This is a genomic window from Hydrogenophaga atypica, assembly GCF_042665215.1.
Lineage (GTDB): Bacteria > Pseudomonadota > Gammaproteobacteria > Burkholderiales > Burkholderiaceae_C > Hydrogenophaga > Hydrogenophaga defluvii_A.
In genome coordinates this window covers 46,300-61,565 of the sequence record NZ_JBHTCA010000003.1, presented here as the reverse complement: position 1 = coordinate 61,565, position 15,266 = coordinate 46,300, and the positions used below count along the sequence as shown (strand labels likewise).

Below are 15,266 nucleotides of genomic sequence, written 5' to 3'. Positions count from 1 at the left end.
ACGCGCACGAAGCACTTCTGCCCACATTGGCCTTGTCGTCTATAGGCCAATGGCCTACACTTCGCCATGGATTTCGAATGGGATGGGGCCAAAAGCGACGCCTGTTTTGTGGAGCGGGGTTTTGACTTTGCGTATGCCGCACAAGCCTTCTTCGATCCGGACCGCTTGATCAGCCCCGATCTGCGACGCAGCTACGGAGAAGACCGCTTCCGTTTGCTCGGCCGCATCGACACCCGGGTTTTTGTGCTGGTGTACACATCGCGTCCTCAGGCCACCCGAATCATCTCGGCCCGCAAAGCCAACACACGAGAGGTCAAGCAGTATGAAAACGGTACGCGTGAAGATTGAACCCGCCACGCACACGGGTGCGAGCAGCGGACGTGTGGACCTGTCCAGGCTGGATGCCACCAGCGAGGTTGACCTCGCCAGACAGGCCGCTCAGGATGAAGCGCTGGCCCAACAGGACGCCGCCAAATTCGCCCGCCGCGTGCGGCGGCGCCTTGGTTTCAGCCAGGCCGAATTCGCCCGCCGCATCGGTGTGTCGCCCGAAACCATACGCAACTGGGAACAGGGCAAACGCAGCCCCACAGGGGCGGCCCACGCATTGCTCAAAGTGCTGGACAAAGCCCCCGAAGCCGCTCTGGCCGCCCTGCATTGATGCGAGCCTTTCTGGCCATTTCAGGCACGGCACTTGCAGGTGTGAGGCACACAGCCTGACCTCCTCGCACCATGACCCACCTGCCCGCCACCAACGACATCTCCCTGGTCAACCTCGCTGCTCGCCAGCGCATGTTGTCGCAGCGCCTGGCGCTGCAAATCCTTCTGGCGGCACAGGGCCGCGACGGCATGGAACAGGCGGCTCAGGCCACACTCAAGCTGTTTGCGGACAGTCAGGCGCAGTTGCTGGGCACCGTGAGCCGGCTGCCTGCGACGGACGCCGCCGCGCTGCAGGCGGTTTACCAAGGCCCAGGCGGCGTGCAGCGGCTCATCGACAGCTTCATCACGCAAGCCAAAGACGCCCTGGCGCCGGGCCCGCTGCAGGCCCGCGCCTTGGCCTGGCTGGTGGACCACATCGACGAGGTGCTGACCGCGCTCAACACCGCCACCACCGCCTTCGACCAGATCAGCACCCGCAAAGAGGCTTCGCTGATGAAGGAGCTGCGTGGCATCGTGGGCGATATCCAGTCCGTCGCGCGCGAGGCCAAGGTGGTGTCCTTCAACGCCCAGGTGATCGCCGCACGTGCGGGCAGCGTAGGCCGCGAGTTCGCGGTGGTGGCCTCCACCCTGTCCACCATCAGCACCGAGGTGGATACCCTCGCTCGCAAAGGCATGGCCCTGGCCACACGCTGAGGTCGGGCGGGGTTGGAGGACATTGCACCCACGAGGTGCACACGGCAGCGGCCGTTCCTATAATGATTTTTCACTTTTGCGCTTTGCACAGAGCCAGCGCCACCGACCACCCACGCACCCGCCATGAGTCCGACCGCCGCTCTGAACTTCTCCGAACCGGGCCTCGTCACGGCCCTGCACACAGCCACCGACGCCGAGCTTGACACGCTGGACTTCGGCGTGATCGGCATGGACAGCCTGGGGCTGGTGCGGCGCTACAACCGGTTTGAATCCGAGGCCGCTGGGCTCTCGCGCGAGCGGGTGGTGGGCCAGCCGCTGTTCACCGTGGTGGCGCCGTGCATGAACAACTTCATGGTGGCCCAGCGTTTTGAAGACGCCGTGGCTGAGCAGCTCGCGCTGGACGACACCCTCGCCTACGTGTTGACCCTGCGCATGCGCCCCGTCAAGGTGCGGCTGCGCCTGCTTTATCAACCCGGTCTGGCCCAGCGTTTTGTGCTGGTGGACCGATCCACCTGACGCGACGAGGGTGCCTATGCAAGACGGCGTCGATAACGAGCTGGAGGCGCTGCTGCAGTTTCTCTACCAGTCCCCGGTGGGGCTGGTGCAGACCGATGCCGAGGGTGACATCACCCTGATCAACCCGATGGCCGCGCAGCTGTTGATGCCACTGGCGCCTGGCGGCCAGTTGGGCAATTTGCTGGACGTGCTGGACCCGGTGGCGCCGCAGCTGCGCACCATGCTGAGCGACAACGGCGGCGCCCCCGGCCCGGTTTGCGAGGCCTTGCGCGTCCACCTGCCCTTGCCCAACGGGCACACCAACGGACACGCGACGCGCGCACAGCCCAGCGCCACCACGCTGGAGTTGCGTCTGGTGCGGCTGGCGGCCGACAAGCTGATGGCCAGCCTCAGCGACGTTTCGCTGCTGGAGCAGGCCGAACAGCGCCGCCTGGAGGACCGCCTTCGCGATGCGGCACGGATCGACACCCTGACCTCGCTGCCCAACCGCTCGGTGGCGCTGGAGCGCATCGAGGCCGCGTTGCACGCCGCCCGCCTGCCCGATGGGGCGGCGTTTGCGGTGCTCTTCGTCAATGGCGACCGGTTCAACCGCATCAACGTCACCATGGGCCAGGCCGGCGGCGACGAGTTGCTGCGCCAGATGGCCGCCCGCCTGATGGGCATGGTGCGCCTGGGCGACGCCGTGGCCCGCACCGGTGACGGCAAACACACACCGGTGCGCCTGAGCGGCGACGAGTTTGTGGTGGTGATGGAAGACCTGCGCCACCCCGCCGACGCCAGCGGCCTGGCGGCGCGCGTCGTGGAGGTGCTGGGCAAACCCTACCGCATCGGCAACGAGCCGGTGTTCGCCTCGGTCAGCGTGGGCGTGACCCTGGGCCACGGCCAACAACCCAACGGCGACGCGGTGCTGCAGGAAGCCAGCCTCGCCATGCGCGAGGCCAAACTGGCCGGTGGTGCGCGGCACAAGGTCTTCACCGCAGAGATGCGCGAACGCGCCTGGTGGCGTGGCGTGGTGGAAGATGACTTGCGCCAGGCGGTGCAGGCCGGCCAGTTGTACGTGGTGTACCAACCGATTGTGCGGCTGGGTTCGATGGAAGCCGCCGGCATGGAAGCCCTGGTGCGCTGGAACCACCCGGTGCGCGGACTGGTGTCGCCGGCGGACTTCATTCCCATCGCGGAGGAAAGTGGCCTGATCGGCCCGGTGTCGGCCTTTGTGCTGCGTGCCGCCTGCACCTGTTTTGTCCAATGGCGCCAGACCTTGGGCCACCAGGCGCCGGGGCTGATGTCGGTCAACCTCTCACGCGCGCAACTGAGCAACCCCACCCTGCCGGACGAGGTGGCCGAGGTCTTGCGCAGCACGGGCATGCCGCCGGCCTGCCTGCAGCTGGAAGTGACCGAAAGCCTCGCGGCCCAGGACGAAAGCGTGCAAGCGCGCCTGCGCGAGCTCAAAGGCCTGGGCCTCACGCTGGCGCTGGACGACTTCGGCACAGGCTACTCCTCGCTGGCCAGCCTGCACCAGTTGCCGGTGGACGTGGTCAAGATCGATCGGTCCTGCGTGAGCCAGCTCGAATCCAGCGAATACCACCGCGTGCTGGTGCAGGCCACCGTGCGCGTGGCCCGCACCCTGGGCATGCGAACGGTGGCCGAGGGTGTGGAAACGCCGGGCCAGGCCCAGTTGCTGCAGGCCTTGCAATGCGACAAGGGGCAGGGCTACCTGTACGGCCGGCCACTGACGGAGGCACAAGCCACCGACTGGCTGCGGCAACAGGCCCGCCCCACCGCGCCCGCCGCGCCCATGCCGGCTGCGCCCCCAGCCAGCGGGCTGCCCAGCCCGTTCGCCTGCACCCGCCTGCAGGAATTGCTGGACCACTCGCAACTGGCGGTGGCGGTTTTCGACCCCCAAGAGCGGCTGGCGTACGCCAACCAGTCTTACCGCAGCCTGTACTGGGATCGACCGGAGGGCACACCCACGTGGGAAGAGGTGATGCGCGAGGCCTACCGCAGCCGCAAGGGCCTTCTGATCGACACGGCGGACATCGATGGCTGGCTGACCGACGTGCGCAAGCGCTACCGACAGCAGCCGCTGCGCCGCTTCGAGTCCGACATCGCCGATGGGCGCTGGCTGCGCGTGACCGAAGAAACCCGGCCCGATGGCTGGCAGCTGTGTGTGTCCACCGACGTGACCAGCCTCAAATCGACCGAAGCCGACCTGCGCCGCGCTCGCGACGCCGCCATGCTGGCAGCCATCACCGACCCGCTGACCGAACTGCCCAACCGGCGCTTCGTGTTCGAGCGCCTGCAGTCCCTGCTGGCACTGGCACAAACTTCCAACCGGCCCTTGACGGTGGTGCTGATCGACCTGGACGAATTCAAGGCCATCAACGACCAGCACGGCCACGCGGTGGGCGATCAGGTGCTGGTGGGCTTCTCGCAGCGGCTGGCGCAGTCGGTGCGCCAGCGCGACGCGGTGGGTCGCATCGGCGGCGAAGAATTCCTGCTGGTGCTCACCGACACCGGCCATGAAGGCGCGCTGCGCGTGGTCAACGAGTTGCGCTCGCTGTTCGCCGCCGACACCCTGCCCCACCTGCCCCCAGGCGTGCACATTGGCTTCTCCACCGGCATCGCCCAGGCCGACGCCAACGACACCGCCGACACCCTGTGGCAGCGTGCCGACCGGGGTCTGTACCGCGCCAAGGACAGTGGCCGTGGCCGCGACGTGTTTGTGCCGCCAACGCCCCCAACCTGACACCGCCGCGCTGGCTACACTGCCCGCATGCTTGATTTCGACGTGGTGATCGTGGGTGCCGGCGCGGCCGGCCTGTTCTGTGCCGGTGTGGCCGGGCAGTTGGGGCAGCGGGTCTTGCTGATCGACCACGCGGACAAAGTGGCCGAAAAAATCCGCATCTCCGGTGGTGGCCGCGCCAACTTCACCAACCGCGACCTCGATCCCCGCGCGCCGCAGAAACACTACCTGGGCGAGAACCCGCACTTCTGCCGCTCGGCGCTGTCGCGCTACACCCCCACCGACTTCACCGCCCTGCTGCAGCGGCACGGCGTGCCCTTCCACGAAAAACACAAGGGCCAGCTCTTTTGTGACCGTTCGGCCGAAGACCTGATCAAGGTGTTGCTGCGCGAATGCGAGACCGGCGGCGTGACCCGCTGGCAGCCCTGCGCGGTGAAGGCGGTGGCCCATGGCGCGGATGGCTACACCCTGGAGACGGGCCAAGGCAGCGTGCGCACACCGGCCCTGGTGGTGGCCACCGGCGGTCTGCCCATTCCCAAAATCGGCGCCACCGACTGGGGCCTGCGCGTCGCCCGGCAGTTTGAGTTGCCCGTGGTGCCCACCCGGCCCGCCCTGGTGCCCCTGACCTTCGACGAACGCGCTTGGACCCCGTTCGCCGAACTGGCCGGCCTGGCCTTGCCCGTGCACATCGAAACCGGCGAGAAAAAAGCCAAAGGCGCTTTCGACGAAGACCTGTTGTTCACCCACCGGGGCCTGTCGGGCCCGGCGGTGCTGCAGATTTCGAGCTACTGGCGCGAAGGCCAGCCTTTGCGCCTGGACCTGCTGCCCGGTGTGAACCTGCTGCAGACCCTGACCGAACGCAAGTTGTCCAGCCGGCGCCTGCTGACCAACGAGCTGGCCACCTTGCTGCCCAGCCGCCTGGCCGACACCTGGGCCGCACAAGACCCGCTGCTGCAACGCCCCACGAATGAGGTGCCCGACAAGGCCCTGGCCCGGCTGGCCGAAGGCCTGCAGCGCTGGCAGCTCACACCCACCGGCACCGAGGGCTACCGCAAGGCCGAGGTGATGGCCGGCGGCGTGGACACCAAAGCCTTGTCGTCACAGACCATGGAATCCCAGCAGCCCGGGCTGTACTTCATCGGCGAGGTGGTGGACGTGACGGGCTGGCTGGGCGGCTACAACTTCCAGTGGGCGTGGGCCAGCGCGTTTGCCTGTGCGCAGGCGCTCGCCGCACGCGGCTGAATCAGTTCAGCGCGGCCTCCAGCCGCTCGCACAAGGTGCGCAGCACCTCGATGCGTGACCACAGCTTGTCGTCGGACGCGATCACGTGCCAGGGCGCGGTGCGGGTCGAGGTGCGGTCGATCATGTCGCCCACGGCCTGGGCGTACAGCGGCCACTTGGCGCGGTTGCGCCAGTCGTCCTCGGTGATCTTGTACTGTTTGTGGGCGGTGTTTTTGCGTTCCTCGAAACGGCGCAACTGCTCCTCGGGCGTGATGGCCAGCCAGAATTTGACCACCACGGCACCGGCCTCGCTGAGCTGTTCCTCGAACTCGTTGATTTCACCGTAGGCGCGCATCCAGGCGGCCTCGGTGCAAAAGCCCTCGACCCGCTCGACCAGCACACGGCCGTACCAGGAGCGGTCAAACAGCGTCATGTGGCCCTGGTGCGGGATGTAGCGCCAGAAACGCCACAGGTACGGCTGGGCACGTTCGTTCTCGTTCGGCGCGGCCACCGGCACCACGCGGTAGTGCCGGGCGTCCAGGGACTGGGTGACGCGGCGCAAGGTGCTGCCTTTGCCTGCGGCGTCCATGCCCTCGAACACCAGCACCAATGAGCGCTGCTGCGTCTCGAGGCGGCGGCTCAGGCCATTGAGGCGGCCTTGCAGCAGCTCCAGCTGGTCTTCATACCGTTTGCGGGACAGATGGCGGCCGTAGACTTGTGCGGCCAGCAGGCTCAGCCCGTCCAGTGCGGGGGCGGACAAGGCCGCCGGTGTGGCCGTGGTCACCCGCTCCGGCACGGCCGACTTGGCCTTGAGACTGGCCTTGATACTGGCGTTGAGAGCATCCAACAGCAGCCGCCCCGCCGTCAACGAACGGTAGGCGGGGTCAGCGCCTTCGATCACACGCCAGGGCGCGTCGCCGGTGCTGGTCTTGCGCAAGGCTTCTTCGCTGGCCACCACCCACTGGTCGTGTTGCTTGAGGTGGTTCCACTCCTGGGTGGTCACGCGCCAGGCGGTCTTGGGATCGGATTCGAGCAGCTTGAAGCGCGCCTTGGCGGCCTTTTTGGACAGGTGGAACCACAGCTTGAGCAACACCACCCCTTCGGACACCAGCATCTGCTCGAACTGCCGTATGCGCTCCAACCGGTGAAGAAAACGGTCGTGTTTGTCATGCCCGACGACATGATCGGTCAGTGGGTCGGTGTACCAAGACCCAAACAAGATGCCAATGTGCCCCTTGGGCGGCAGCACCTGCCAAAAACGCCACATGTCAGGGCGCCCATCGCTGCCGGCCGGGCCAAAGGCCTCGGTGCGGATGTGGCGCGGGTCCATCCACTCGTTGAACAGGTTGACCGTCTCGCCTTTGCCGGCACCCGGCACACCATTGACGAGCACCACCACCGCTGCGCGGGCCTGGCGCAACAGCTCGTACTGCGCACCCAGCAGGGCCTCGCGCAGCTGAGGCTCCTCGCGCTTGTAACTGGCTTTGTCGATCTGGTGGCCAATTTCTGCCGATTCGAACACAGGCATCCTCCGGGTGTGGGTGAACGGGCACTGTAGCAGGGCGTGACAAGCGCGCCACTCGCGCTATAATGCTGGGCTTTTCTGGCAAACCCCGTCGGCCAATACTTTTCACAGACGGGGAAACACCTCGGGAAAATGCTCCCGGCACAGGGCTTGATCTACCCGGTGCTCCATTTTGAAACCATTAGCTAATGACCACCATCCGCGTTAAAGACAACGAGCCGTTTGACGTCGCACTGCGTCGCTTCAAGCGCACCATCGAAAAACTGGGCCTGCTGACCGATCTGCGTGCCCGCGAGTTCTACGAAAAGCCCACCGCCGAGCGCAAGCGCAAGAAGGCTGCTGCCGTCAAGCGCCACTACAAGCGTGTGCGCTCCATGCAGCTGCCCAAGAAGTTGTACTGAGCACCGCCGGTGCCACCGCTGAGGTGGCCCTGCGAACAAGCCCGCTGGAGGACGCTCAGGCGGGCTTTTTTGTTTCTGATTTCCTATCCCCACACCGCGAGACACACCATGGCACTCAAGGACCAGATCACCGAAGACATGAAAACCGCCATGCGCGCCAAGGATTCGGCGCGCCTGGGCACCATCCGCCTGTTGCAGGCGGCCATGAAGCAGAAGGAAGTGGACGAGCGCATCACACTGGACGACGCCGCCGTCATCGCCATCGTGGACAAACTGGTCAAGCAGCGAAAAGACTCCATCGAAGCCTTCCAGAAAGCCGCCCGCCAGGACCTGGTGGACCAGGAGCAGGCGGAGTTGCTGGTGCTGCAAGCCTACCTGCCAGCGCGCCTGAGTGCTGACGAGGTGGCAGCCGAGGTCAAGACCATCGTCACGGAGCTGGGCGCAGAACTGGGACGTGTTGTGGGCCCGGGCGACATGGGCAAGGTCATGGGCGCTGTCAAACAGAAGCTGGCCGGCAAAGCCGACATGGGCCAGGTCAGCGCAGCGGTGAAAGCGGCGTTGGCCGGTTGAGCGCGCCGCCTTCGCCGTCCAACCACAAGGCGCGCACCACCCACAAGCCAGCCTCGCGCAAGGCGGCTGGAGTAAGGTCGGCCCAGGCCAAGGCCGAGCGCTGAACCGCCCCGCCCGTGGGCCGCGCGCGGGCCCGCCAGCGTCCGACCAAAGTGGCCATGGCCAAAGCCTCGTCCTGGCGCCAGGCCAGCCGGTGGACGTGGTCGTCCAAACCAGGTGGACACGCCTCAGGCAGCCCGCCCCACACACCCGCTTGCTGCAAACGCAGCAAGGCCTCGGTGTGCATCCGGTCGCTGCGCGCCAGAGTCAGCGCCTTGTCGTCATTGGCCGCGCAGCCCACGCCCGCGACGCCAAACAGCGGCCCGCTGCGCGACCATTGAAAACTGATGGCCACGGACAAACCGTGTGAATGGCACACGATCAGATCGCGCACACCGTCGGCCGGCTGCGGGGCTGAGGCGGCACGCTGCTGGCGCGCCAATGCCTGCCAAAGCGGCAACATCGCACGCCGTTTGATCTGCTGATGCTGCGCGGCCGACCTGGCTGCCGCCAGCGCGTCGGCACAGGCCAAGCCATCCAGGTCGCCCACCACGCGACCGTTGGCGAGTCGGAAGGGCGCGTAAACCCGCGCCGCCGGCATCCAGACGTCACGCCGCTGTTCATCACCCGCCCACATGCGCACCCAAGGCCCTGGGCCGGTGCCGTGCGGTGGCTGAGGCGGGTGCTTGGTCAACGCCTCGGCATCCCAGAACCCGGCGGCATGTCGCGCCATCGCCCGATGCAGCGCCTGCTGACAGGCTTCGTCGGCGCTGGGGGCGGTGGCCGTTGCATCGGGACGCAAAGCTTGGGCCGCCGACCCCATCACCTCCACGCCCTCAGCCACACATGTGACACAGCCTGGCACCACCGAATGACAGACCAGCCGCCGCACGGGTCCGCTCGCCAAGGCATGGGCAAGTGATGGCGAAACCGAGCCAGATGGCTGGTGCACACCCCCTGGGGCGGGTTCAAAAACGGTTTGTCCAAGGGGCAAGGTCTGGCCCGGACGGTGCGGCTCTGCGGCCATGTTGCTCTCCCTGAAACAGCGCCCGGCCATGTGCAGCCGGGGCGCACAGAGTATCAAGCAAAGTCAGTCGAGGTCAACGAAACGAGCATTGTTCGCATTTTTTTACGAGAAAAAGTGTCGCAGTTGCCGTGAATGCAAATATTCAATGATCACAATTTTGCAGTTTGAGTAACAACATCATCACGATCCACCTTCACCACCGCCCCAGAATCAGCCCACACCCCACCACGGCCAACACCGCCCCACCCCAGGCACCTGCGGCAGGCCGCCGCCCATAGACCCACCACAACAAGGGCAACAACAGCACCGGGGACACCGACGACAACAGGCCCACCACGCCCGCGCTGCCGTGGGCCAGGGCCTGCAGGATGAGCGTCATGCCCAAGGCCAGCGCCACGGCCGCACTGACGAAGGCGAAGCCCAGATCGCGCCGGTTGAGCGGTGCGCGGTTGCGCGCCAGCTGCCAGCCGCTGAGCCACAGCAGCGCGTGCGCGCCAAAACCCGCTGTCATGCGCACGGCCGAGGCGGCCATGGGGTCCACGCCGGTGCTCATCAAGGGCTTGAGGATGAGGGTGCCCACCGACTGCCCGAGTGCCGACGTGAGGCCCAGCGCCACGCCCACCGCAAGGCGCCCGCGCGTGGCCTCCCAGCGGTGGGCTTCGTCCTCGCGTTTGCCAAAGGCAATGGCCGTCATGACACCGCCCACCAGCAAAGCACTGCCCAGCAGAGCGAAGCCCTGGATGCGCTCGCCCAGAAAGGCCCAGGCCAACACCGCCGAAAACAGCGCATGCGTGGCAAACAGAATGCCCGACCGGCGCGGGCCCAGGCGGTTCATGCAGGCGAACAAGGCGGTGTCGCCCACAAAAATGCCGATGAGACCGGAGAGCACCAGCAGCCCCACGCCGTCCCAAGCCAGGCTGCGCCAGCCACCGGTGAAGGCAACGATGGCCCAAAGAATGAGCGATGCAAACACCATGCGCCAGCGCGTGAAGGCAAAGGCGCCCATGTGGGCGGACGCGGTGGCGGAAAACAGGCTGGCCGTGGCCCAGCAGGCAGCGGCCAGCAAGGCCAGGGATTCGACGGGCATGGGTTCAATCAGCGGCAGGGCGACCCCAACATTGTCGCCGTGTCATACCATGGGCCATGAAAATCGATTTCGATGGCGTGCAGGCCTTTGTGCTGGTGGCCGAGCTGGGCGGTTTCAACAAGGCCGCCGAACAACTGCACATCACCCAAACCGCGCTCACCCGTCGCATCCAGAAACTGGAGGCCTACCTCGGCCTCAAGCTGCTGGACCGCACCACACGGCGGGTGGACCTCACCGCCGTGGGCAAAGAGTTCCTGCCCAAGGCGCGGCACATCGTGTTCGAGATGACGGCGGCGGTGGAACGTTTGAAGGACATGTCGCAGAACGCGCGCGGCAACTTCACGCTGGCCTGTATTCCTTCCATGACCTCGCACGTGCTGCCCGAGGTCATTCGCCGCTACGCCAGCCAGTACCCCGACAACCGCATCCGGCTGCTCGACGGCGCCTCCAACGAGGTGCGGGAAGCGGTGCTCAACGGCCAGGCCGAACTGGGCATTGCGGTGGCCGGTGACAAGCACCCCGACCTGTTGGAAACCGTGTTGTTCGCCGACCCACTGGTCTTCCTCTGCCACACACCCCACCCTTTGCAGCACCACAAGACCGTGAGCTGGCGCGACATGCGCGATGCCGAGCTGATTGGTGTGAGCAGCTTCATGGCCACGCGGGTGTTCATGGACTACCAACTGGCCAAGCGCGGCATACGCCTGCACGGCAACTATGAGGTGCAGCACCACGCCACCGCCGTCAACCTGGTGGCGGCCGGGGTGGGCAGCGCCATCCTGCCATCGTCCACTTTCAAGACCGGCGACCGCCCGAACGTCCTCAAAATTCCGCTCGTGCAACCCTCGGTCAAACGCAAGGTGGTGTTGCTGCAACGCCAGCGTGGCGGGTTGTCGCCTGCGGCAGAGGCCTTCCATATGCTGCTGCGTGGCATGTCATTCAAGATTTGACGTTCATGCGTCAAACGCAATAGTCTTAACCCAGGTTTCATTTATCAAAACAATGACCAACTAAGAGAATTCGCTCCATTCCAACTGGAGGCAAGTTCTCATGGGCACAGATGTGCTGGTCATTGGCGGCGGCAACGCCGCCCTCTGCGCGGCCCTCATGGCCGCCGAAGCGGGCGCCCGGGTGCTGCTGCTCGAAGCCGCACCGCGCGCCTGGCGCGGCGGTAACTCGGCCCACACCCGCAACCTGCGCTGCATGCACGACGCGCCGCAAGACGTGCTGGTCGATGCCTACCCGGAAGAAGAGTACTGGCAAGACCTGCTCAAGGTCACCGGCGGGCGCACCAACGAACACCTGGCGCGCCTGACCATCCGCGCCTCGTCCACCTGCCGCGACTGGATGCGCCGCCACGGCGTGCACTTCCAGCCGCCGCTGTCGGGTGCGCTGCACGTAGCCCGCACCAACGCCTTTTTCATGGGTGGCGGCAAGGCGCTGGTCAATGCCTACTACCGCAGCGCCGAACGGCTGGGTGTGCAAATCCGCTACGAATCGCCGGTGGACCGGCTGGAAATCGAGAATGGGCGCTTCGTGGCCGCCCATGTGAAAGGCGAACGCATCACCGCCAAGACCTGCGTGCTGGCGGCTGGCGGCTTCGAATCCAACCGCGAGTGGCTGCGCGAGGCCTGGGGCCAAAACGCGCGCGGCGAATGGCCAGCCGACAACTTCCTGATCCGTGGCACGGCCTACAACCAGGGCGTGTTGCTCAAGCACCTTTTGGACGACCACCAGGCCGACGGCATTGGTGACCCGACGCAGGCCCACATGGTGGCCATCGATGCGCGCGCGCCGCTGTACGACGGTGGCATCTGCACCCGCATCGACTGCGTGTCGCTGGGCGTGGTGGTCAACCGCGAGGCCCGGCGCTTCTACGACGAGGGCGAGGACTTCTGGCCCAAGCGTTACGCCATCTGGGGCCGCCTGGTGGCGCAGCAGCCCGGGCAGATCGCCTACTCCATCATCGATGCCAAGGCCATCGGCCGCTTCATGCCCCCGGTGTTCCCGGGCGTGAAGGCCAACACCTTGCCTGAATTGGCGCAGCAACTGGGCCTGGACGTGGAGGCCTTCGTGGCCACGCTGAACAGCTATAACGCCGCCTGTGTCGAGGGTCAGTTCGACCACACCCAGCTCGACAACTGCCACACCGACGGCCTGACCCCACCCAAAACCCACTGGGCCCGCCCCATCGACACCGCGCCGTTCTACGCCTACGCCGTGCGCCCGGGCGTGACCTTCACCTACCTGGGCCTGCACACCGACGACACCGCCGCCGTGCGCTTTGCCGGCCAACCCAGCAACAACCTGTTCGTGGCCGGCGAAATGATGGCCGGCAACGTGCTGGGCCAGGGCTACACCGCGGGCGTGGGCATGTCGATCGGCACCGCCTTTGGCCGCATCGCCGGCAGCAATGCAGCACATGCCGCCCTCAACACTGGAGCACGCCCACATGCAAGCGCTTGAAGCCCTCACCCGCGACGCGCGCGCCCTGGCCAACGGCGAGGTCGTGACCGCGCCCGAAGCCGAGGTCGCGCGCCAGATGACGATCTGCAACGCCTGCCGCTATTGCGAAGGCTTTTGCGCCGTGTTCCCGGCCATGACGCGCCGGCTCGAATTCGGCAAGGCCGACGTGCACTTCCTGGCCAACCTGTGCCACAACTGCGGTGCCTGCCTGCACGCCTGCCAGTACGCGCCGCCACACGAATTTGCCATCAACGTGCCGCAGGCCATGGCCCAGGTGCGAGGCCAAACCTACGCCGACTACGCCTGGCCACCGGCGCTGGGCAAGCTGTACCAACGCAACGGTCTCACGCTGTCGGTGGCCCTGGCCGCCGCGCTGGCCCTGTTCCTGGTGCTGGCGGTGGCCACCCAGGGGCGCCTGTGGGGCGCGGTGGGTGCGGGCGGCTTCTACGCCATCTTTCCGCACAACCTGCTGGTGGGCCTGTTCGCACCGGTGTTCCTGTTCGTGGTGTTCGCGCTGGGCATGGGCGTGCGCCGCTTCTGGCGCGACGTGTCGCCCGCCACCAGCGGTGCGCCCCTGAGCCTGCCGGCCTCGGCCGAAGCCACCCACGACGTGCTGCGCCTGAAATACCTCGACGGTGGCCACGGCGACGGCTGCCACAACGACGACGACGCCTACACCCTGTCGCGCCGGCGCTTTCACCACCTCACCTTCTACGGCTTCCTGCTGTGTTTTGCCGCCACCAGCGTGGCCACTGTTTACCACTACGTGTTCGGCTGGGTCGCGCCATACGAGCTGCCCTCTTTGCCCAAGCTGCTCGGCGCTGTCGGCGGCCTCAGCCTGATGGTGGGCACGGCTGGCCTGTGGCACCTGAACCGCAGCCGCCACCCGCAACACGGCGACGCGAAACAAAAGCCCATGGACCTCGGTTTCATCGCCCTGTTGTTCCTCACCAGCGCCAGCGGCCTGGCGCTGTGGCTGGGCCGTGGCAGCGCCGCCCTGCCGCTGCTGCTGTGCCTGCACCTGGGCGCGGTGATGGCCCTGTTCGCCACCCTGCCCTACGGCAAGTTTGCCCACGGCGTGTTCCGCACCGCAGCGTTGCTGCGACATGCGGTGGAAAAACGCCAGCCCAACCCCATCGGCCTGGGCGCCGACTGATCTACCCCACCCCCGTCGCTTGCCCGCTTCGCGTGGCCGCATCCCCCCTCAAGGGGGCGACACCAGCCGTCCGGCAAAGCCGGCCCGGCGGTGTCCCCCGGAATCGGGTGCGTCAGCCGATGCGAGCAACACGCCGGAACCCTTCCCCACCCCACCACGGAGACATGACATGAACAAACGCCACATCCTCACCACGGCCGCCTGCGCGGCACTGCTGGCACTCGCCTCACCCTGGGCCCAGGCCCAGGACTTTCCGCCCAAGAAGCCGGTGACCATCGTGGTCGGCTTCGCGGCCGGCGGCGCGGCCGACGCGGCGGCGCGCATCATCGCCAAGAAGCTGGGCGACAACATCGGCGTGCCGGTGGTCATCGACAACAAGCCGGGCGCGGGCGGCAACATCGCGCACCAGTACGTGGCCCAGGGCAATGCCGACGGCAGCGTGTTGCTGTTCGGCTCGGTGGGCCCGCTGTCCATCGCACAGCACCTGATGAAGCTGCCCTACGACCCGGTGAAGGACCTGGCGCCCATCACCATGGGCGTGAACTTCCCCAACGTGCTGGTGGTGCATTCGGGCACCAAGATCAAGACCATTGCCGAGTACGTCGCGTTTGCCAAGGCCAACCCTGGCAAGTTGGACTATGCCTCCACCGGCAACGGCTCGGCCTCGCACCTGGCCGGCGAGTTGCTGGATGACATGGCCAAGATCGACACCCTGCACGTGCCCTACAAAGGCGGTGCCCCGGCCCTGCAAGACCTGCTGGGTGGTCGTGTGGCCGCGTACTTCTCGACGCTGAACACCGCACAACCGCACATCCAGAGCGGCAAGCTGGTTCCGCTGGCCAGCACGGGGTCCAAGCGCCTGCCTCAGCTGCCGCAGGTGCCCACCATCGCCGAGTCCGGTTTCCCGGGCTACAGCGCCACCAACTGGTACGCCTTCGTGGCCTCGTCCAAGGTGCCCACGGCCATGCTCGACCGATGGAACACCGAGCTGGTCAAGGTGTTGAAGAACCCCGAGGTGATCAACGAGCTCAACGCCCACGGCATGCCGCCCCAGCCCGGCACCCGCGACGAGCTGGCCAAGGAAATCGAGCGCGAATCCGTCACCTGGGGCCGCGTGATCCGCGACCGCAAGATTTCGGTGCAGTAACGCCACACCCCAAAGAGG

The 15,266-nt window shown here is 66.5% G+C and carries 15 protein-coding genes; 12 read left to right on the top strand and 3 right to left on the bottom strand.

Annotated elements, in window-relative coordinates:
* The first annotated feature begins 66 nt into the window (after nucleotides 1-66).
* From ACFQPB_RS04865 to ACFQPB_RS04840, 6 genes are all read left to right on the top strand, one after another.
* Entirely contained in the window at nucleotides 67-348 is a 282-nt protein-coding gene (locus tag ACFQPB_RS04865; protein WP_382204234.1) for a BrnT family toxin, read from the top strand.
* Entirely contained in the window at nucleotides 338-658 is a 321-nt protein-coding gene (locus tag ACFQPB_RS04860) for a helix-turn-helix domain-containing protein (protein WP_382204232.1), read from the top strand. The genes ACFQPB_RS04865 and ACFQPB_RS04860 overlap by 11 nt, the downstream gene beginning before the upstream one ends.
* Nucleotides 659-729: 71 nt before the next feature.
* The gene (locus ACFQPB_RS04855) at nucleotides 730-1,350 is read left to right on the top strand and encodes a type IV pili methyl-accepting chemotaxis transducer N-terminal domain-containing protein (protein WP_382220232.1); all 621 of its coding nucleotides are present in this window, start codon (nucleotides 730-732) and stop codon (nucleotides 1,348-1,350) included.
* Nucleotides 1,351-1,473: 123 nt separating this feature from the next.
* Complete coding sequence (locus tag ACFQPB_RS04850; RefSeq protein WP_382204228.1) at nucleotides 1,474-1,866, top strand: phosphonate transporter; 393 nt, start codon at nucleotides 1,474-1,476, stop codon at nucleotides 1,864-1,866.
* 16 nt (nucleotides 1,867-1,882) lie between these two features.
* Complete coding sequence (locus ACFQPB_RS04845; RefSeq protein WP_382220230.1) at nucleotides 1,883-4,612, top strand: diguanylate cyclase domain-containing protein; 2,730 nt, start codon at nucleotides 1,883-1,885, stop codon at nucleotides 4,610-4,612.
* Nucleotides 4,613-4,639: 27 nt separating this feature from the next.
* Entirely contained in the window at nucleotides 4,640-5,851 is a 1,212-nt protein-coding gene (locus ACFQPB_RS04840; RefSeq protein WP_382220228.1) for a BaiN/RdsA family NAD(P)/FAD-dependent oxidoreductase, read from the top strand.
* A 1-nt stretch (nucleotide 5,852) separates the two neighbouring features.
* Here ACFQPB_RS04840 and pap read toward each other — a convergent pair whose 3' ends face one another.
* Nucleotides 5,853-7,352 carry a polyphosphate:AMP phosphotransferase gene (pap, locus tag ACFQPB_RS04835; RefSeq protein WP_382220226.1) on the bottom strand — a complete coding sequence of 500 codons (1,500 nt, stop codon included), beginning with the start codon at nucleotides 7,350-7,352 and terminating at the stop codon, nucleotides 5,853-5,855.
* Between the two features lie 191 nt (nucleotides 7,353-7,543).
* Between pap and rpsU the strand changes: the two genes are divergently transcribed.
* Together rpsU and ACFQPB_RS04825 are read left to right on the top strand one after the other, a co-directional pair.
* A complete protein-coding gene (gene rpsU, locus ACFQPB_RS04830; protein WP_056273869.1) occupies nucleotides 7,544-7,756 on the top strand; it encodes a 30S ribosomal protein S21 in 213 nt (70 codons plus the stop codon).
* 108 nt (nucleotides 7,757-7,864) lie between these two features.
* Nucleotides 7,865-8,326, top strand: a complete 462-nt coding sequence (locus ACFQPB_RS04825) for a GatB/YqeY domain-containing protein (protein ID WP_382220224.1) — start codon at nucleotides 7,865-7,867, stop codon at nucleotides 8,324-8,326.
* Here the strand turns inward: ACFQPB_RS04825 and ACFQPB_RS04820 are convergent.
* Both ACFQPB_RS04820 and ACFQPB_RS04815 read right to left on the bottom strand, forming a co-directional pair.
* Nucleotides 8,292-9,209 (bottom strand): hypothetical protein, encoded by a 918-nt coding sequence (locus ACFQPB_RS04820; RefSeq protein WP_382220222.1) that lies wholly within the window; start codon nucleotides 9,207-9,209, stop codon nucleotides 8,292-8,294. The genes ACFQPB_RS04825 and ACFQPB_RS04820 overlap by 35 nt on opposite strands.
* A gap of 376 nt (nucleotides 9,210-9,585) precedes the next feature.
* The gene (locus tag ACFQPB_RS04815; protein ID WP_382220220.1) at nucleotides 9,586-10,479 is read right to left on the bottom strand and encodes a DMT family transporter; all 894 of its coding nucleotides are present in this window, start codon (nucleotides 10,477-10,479) and stop codon (nucleotides 9,586-9,588) included.
* A 56-nt stretch (nucleotides 10,480-10,535) separates the two neighbouring features.
* On the opposite strand from ACFQPB_RS04815, the gene ACFQPB_RS04810 reads away from it, so the two are divergent.
* From ACFQPB_RS04810 to ACFQPB_RS04795, 4 genes are all read left to right on the top strand, one after another.
* A complete protein-coding gene (locus ACFQPB_RS04810) occupies nucleotides 10,536-11,429 on the top strand; it encodes a LysR family transcriptional regulator (protein ID WP_382220218.1) in 894 nt (297 codons plus the stop codon).
* 100 nt (nucleotides 11,430-11,529) lie between these two features.
* Nucleotides 11,530-12,945 (top strand): FAD-dependent tricarballylate dehydrogenase TcuA, encoded by a 1,416-nt coding sequence (gene tcuA, locus ACFQPB_RS04805; RefSeq protein WP_382220216.1) that lies wholly within the window; start codon nucleotides 11,530-11,532, stop codon nucleotides 12,943-12,945.
* Complete coding sequence (gene tcuB / locus ACFQPB_RS04800) at nucleotides 12,932-14,101, top strand: tricarballylate utilization 4Fe-4S protein TcuB (RefSeq protein WP_382220214.1); 1,170 nt, start codon at nucleotides 12,932-12,934, stop codon at nucleotides 14,099-14,101. The genes tcuA and tcuB overlap by 14 nt, the downstream gene beginning before the upstream one ends.
* A gap of 169 nt (nucleotides 14,102-14,270) precedes the next feature.
* The gene (locus tag ACFQPB_RS04795) at nucleotides 14,271-15,248 is read left to right on the top strand and encodes a Bug family tripartite tricarboxylate transporter substrate binding protein (protein ID WP_382220212.1); all 978 of its coding nucleotides are present in this window, start codon (nucleotides 14,271-14,273) and stop codon (nucleotides 15,246-15,248) included.
* Nucleotides 15,249-15,266 lie beyond the last annotated feature (18 nt).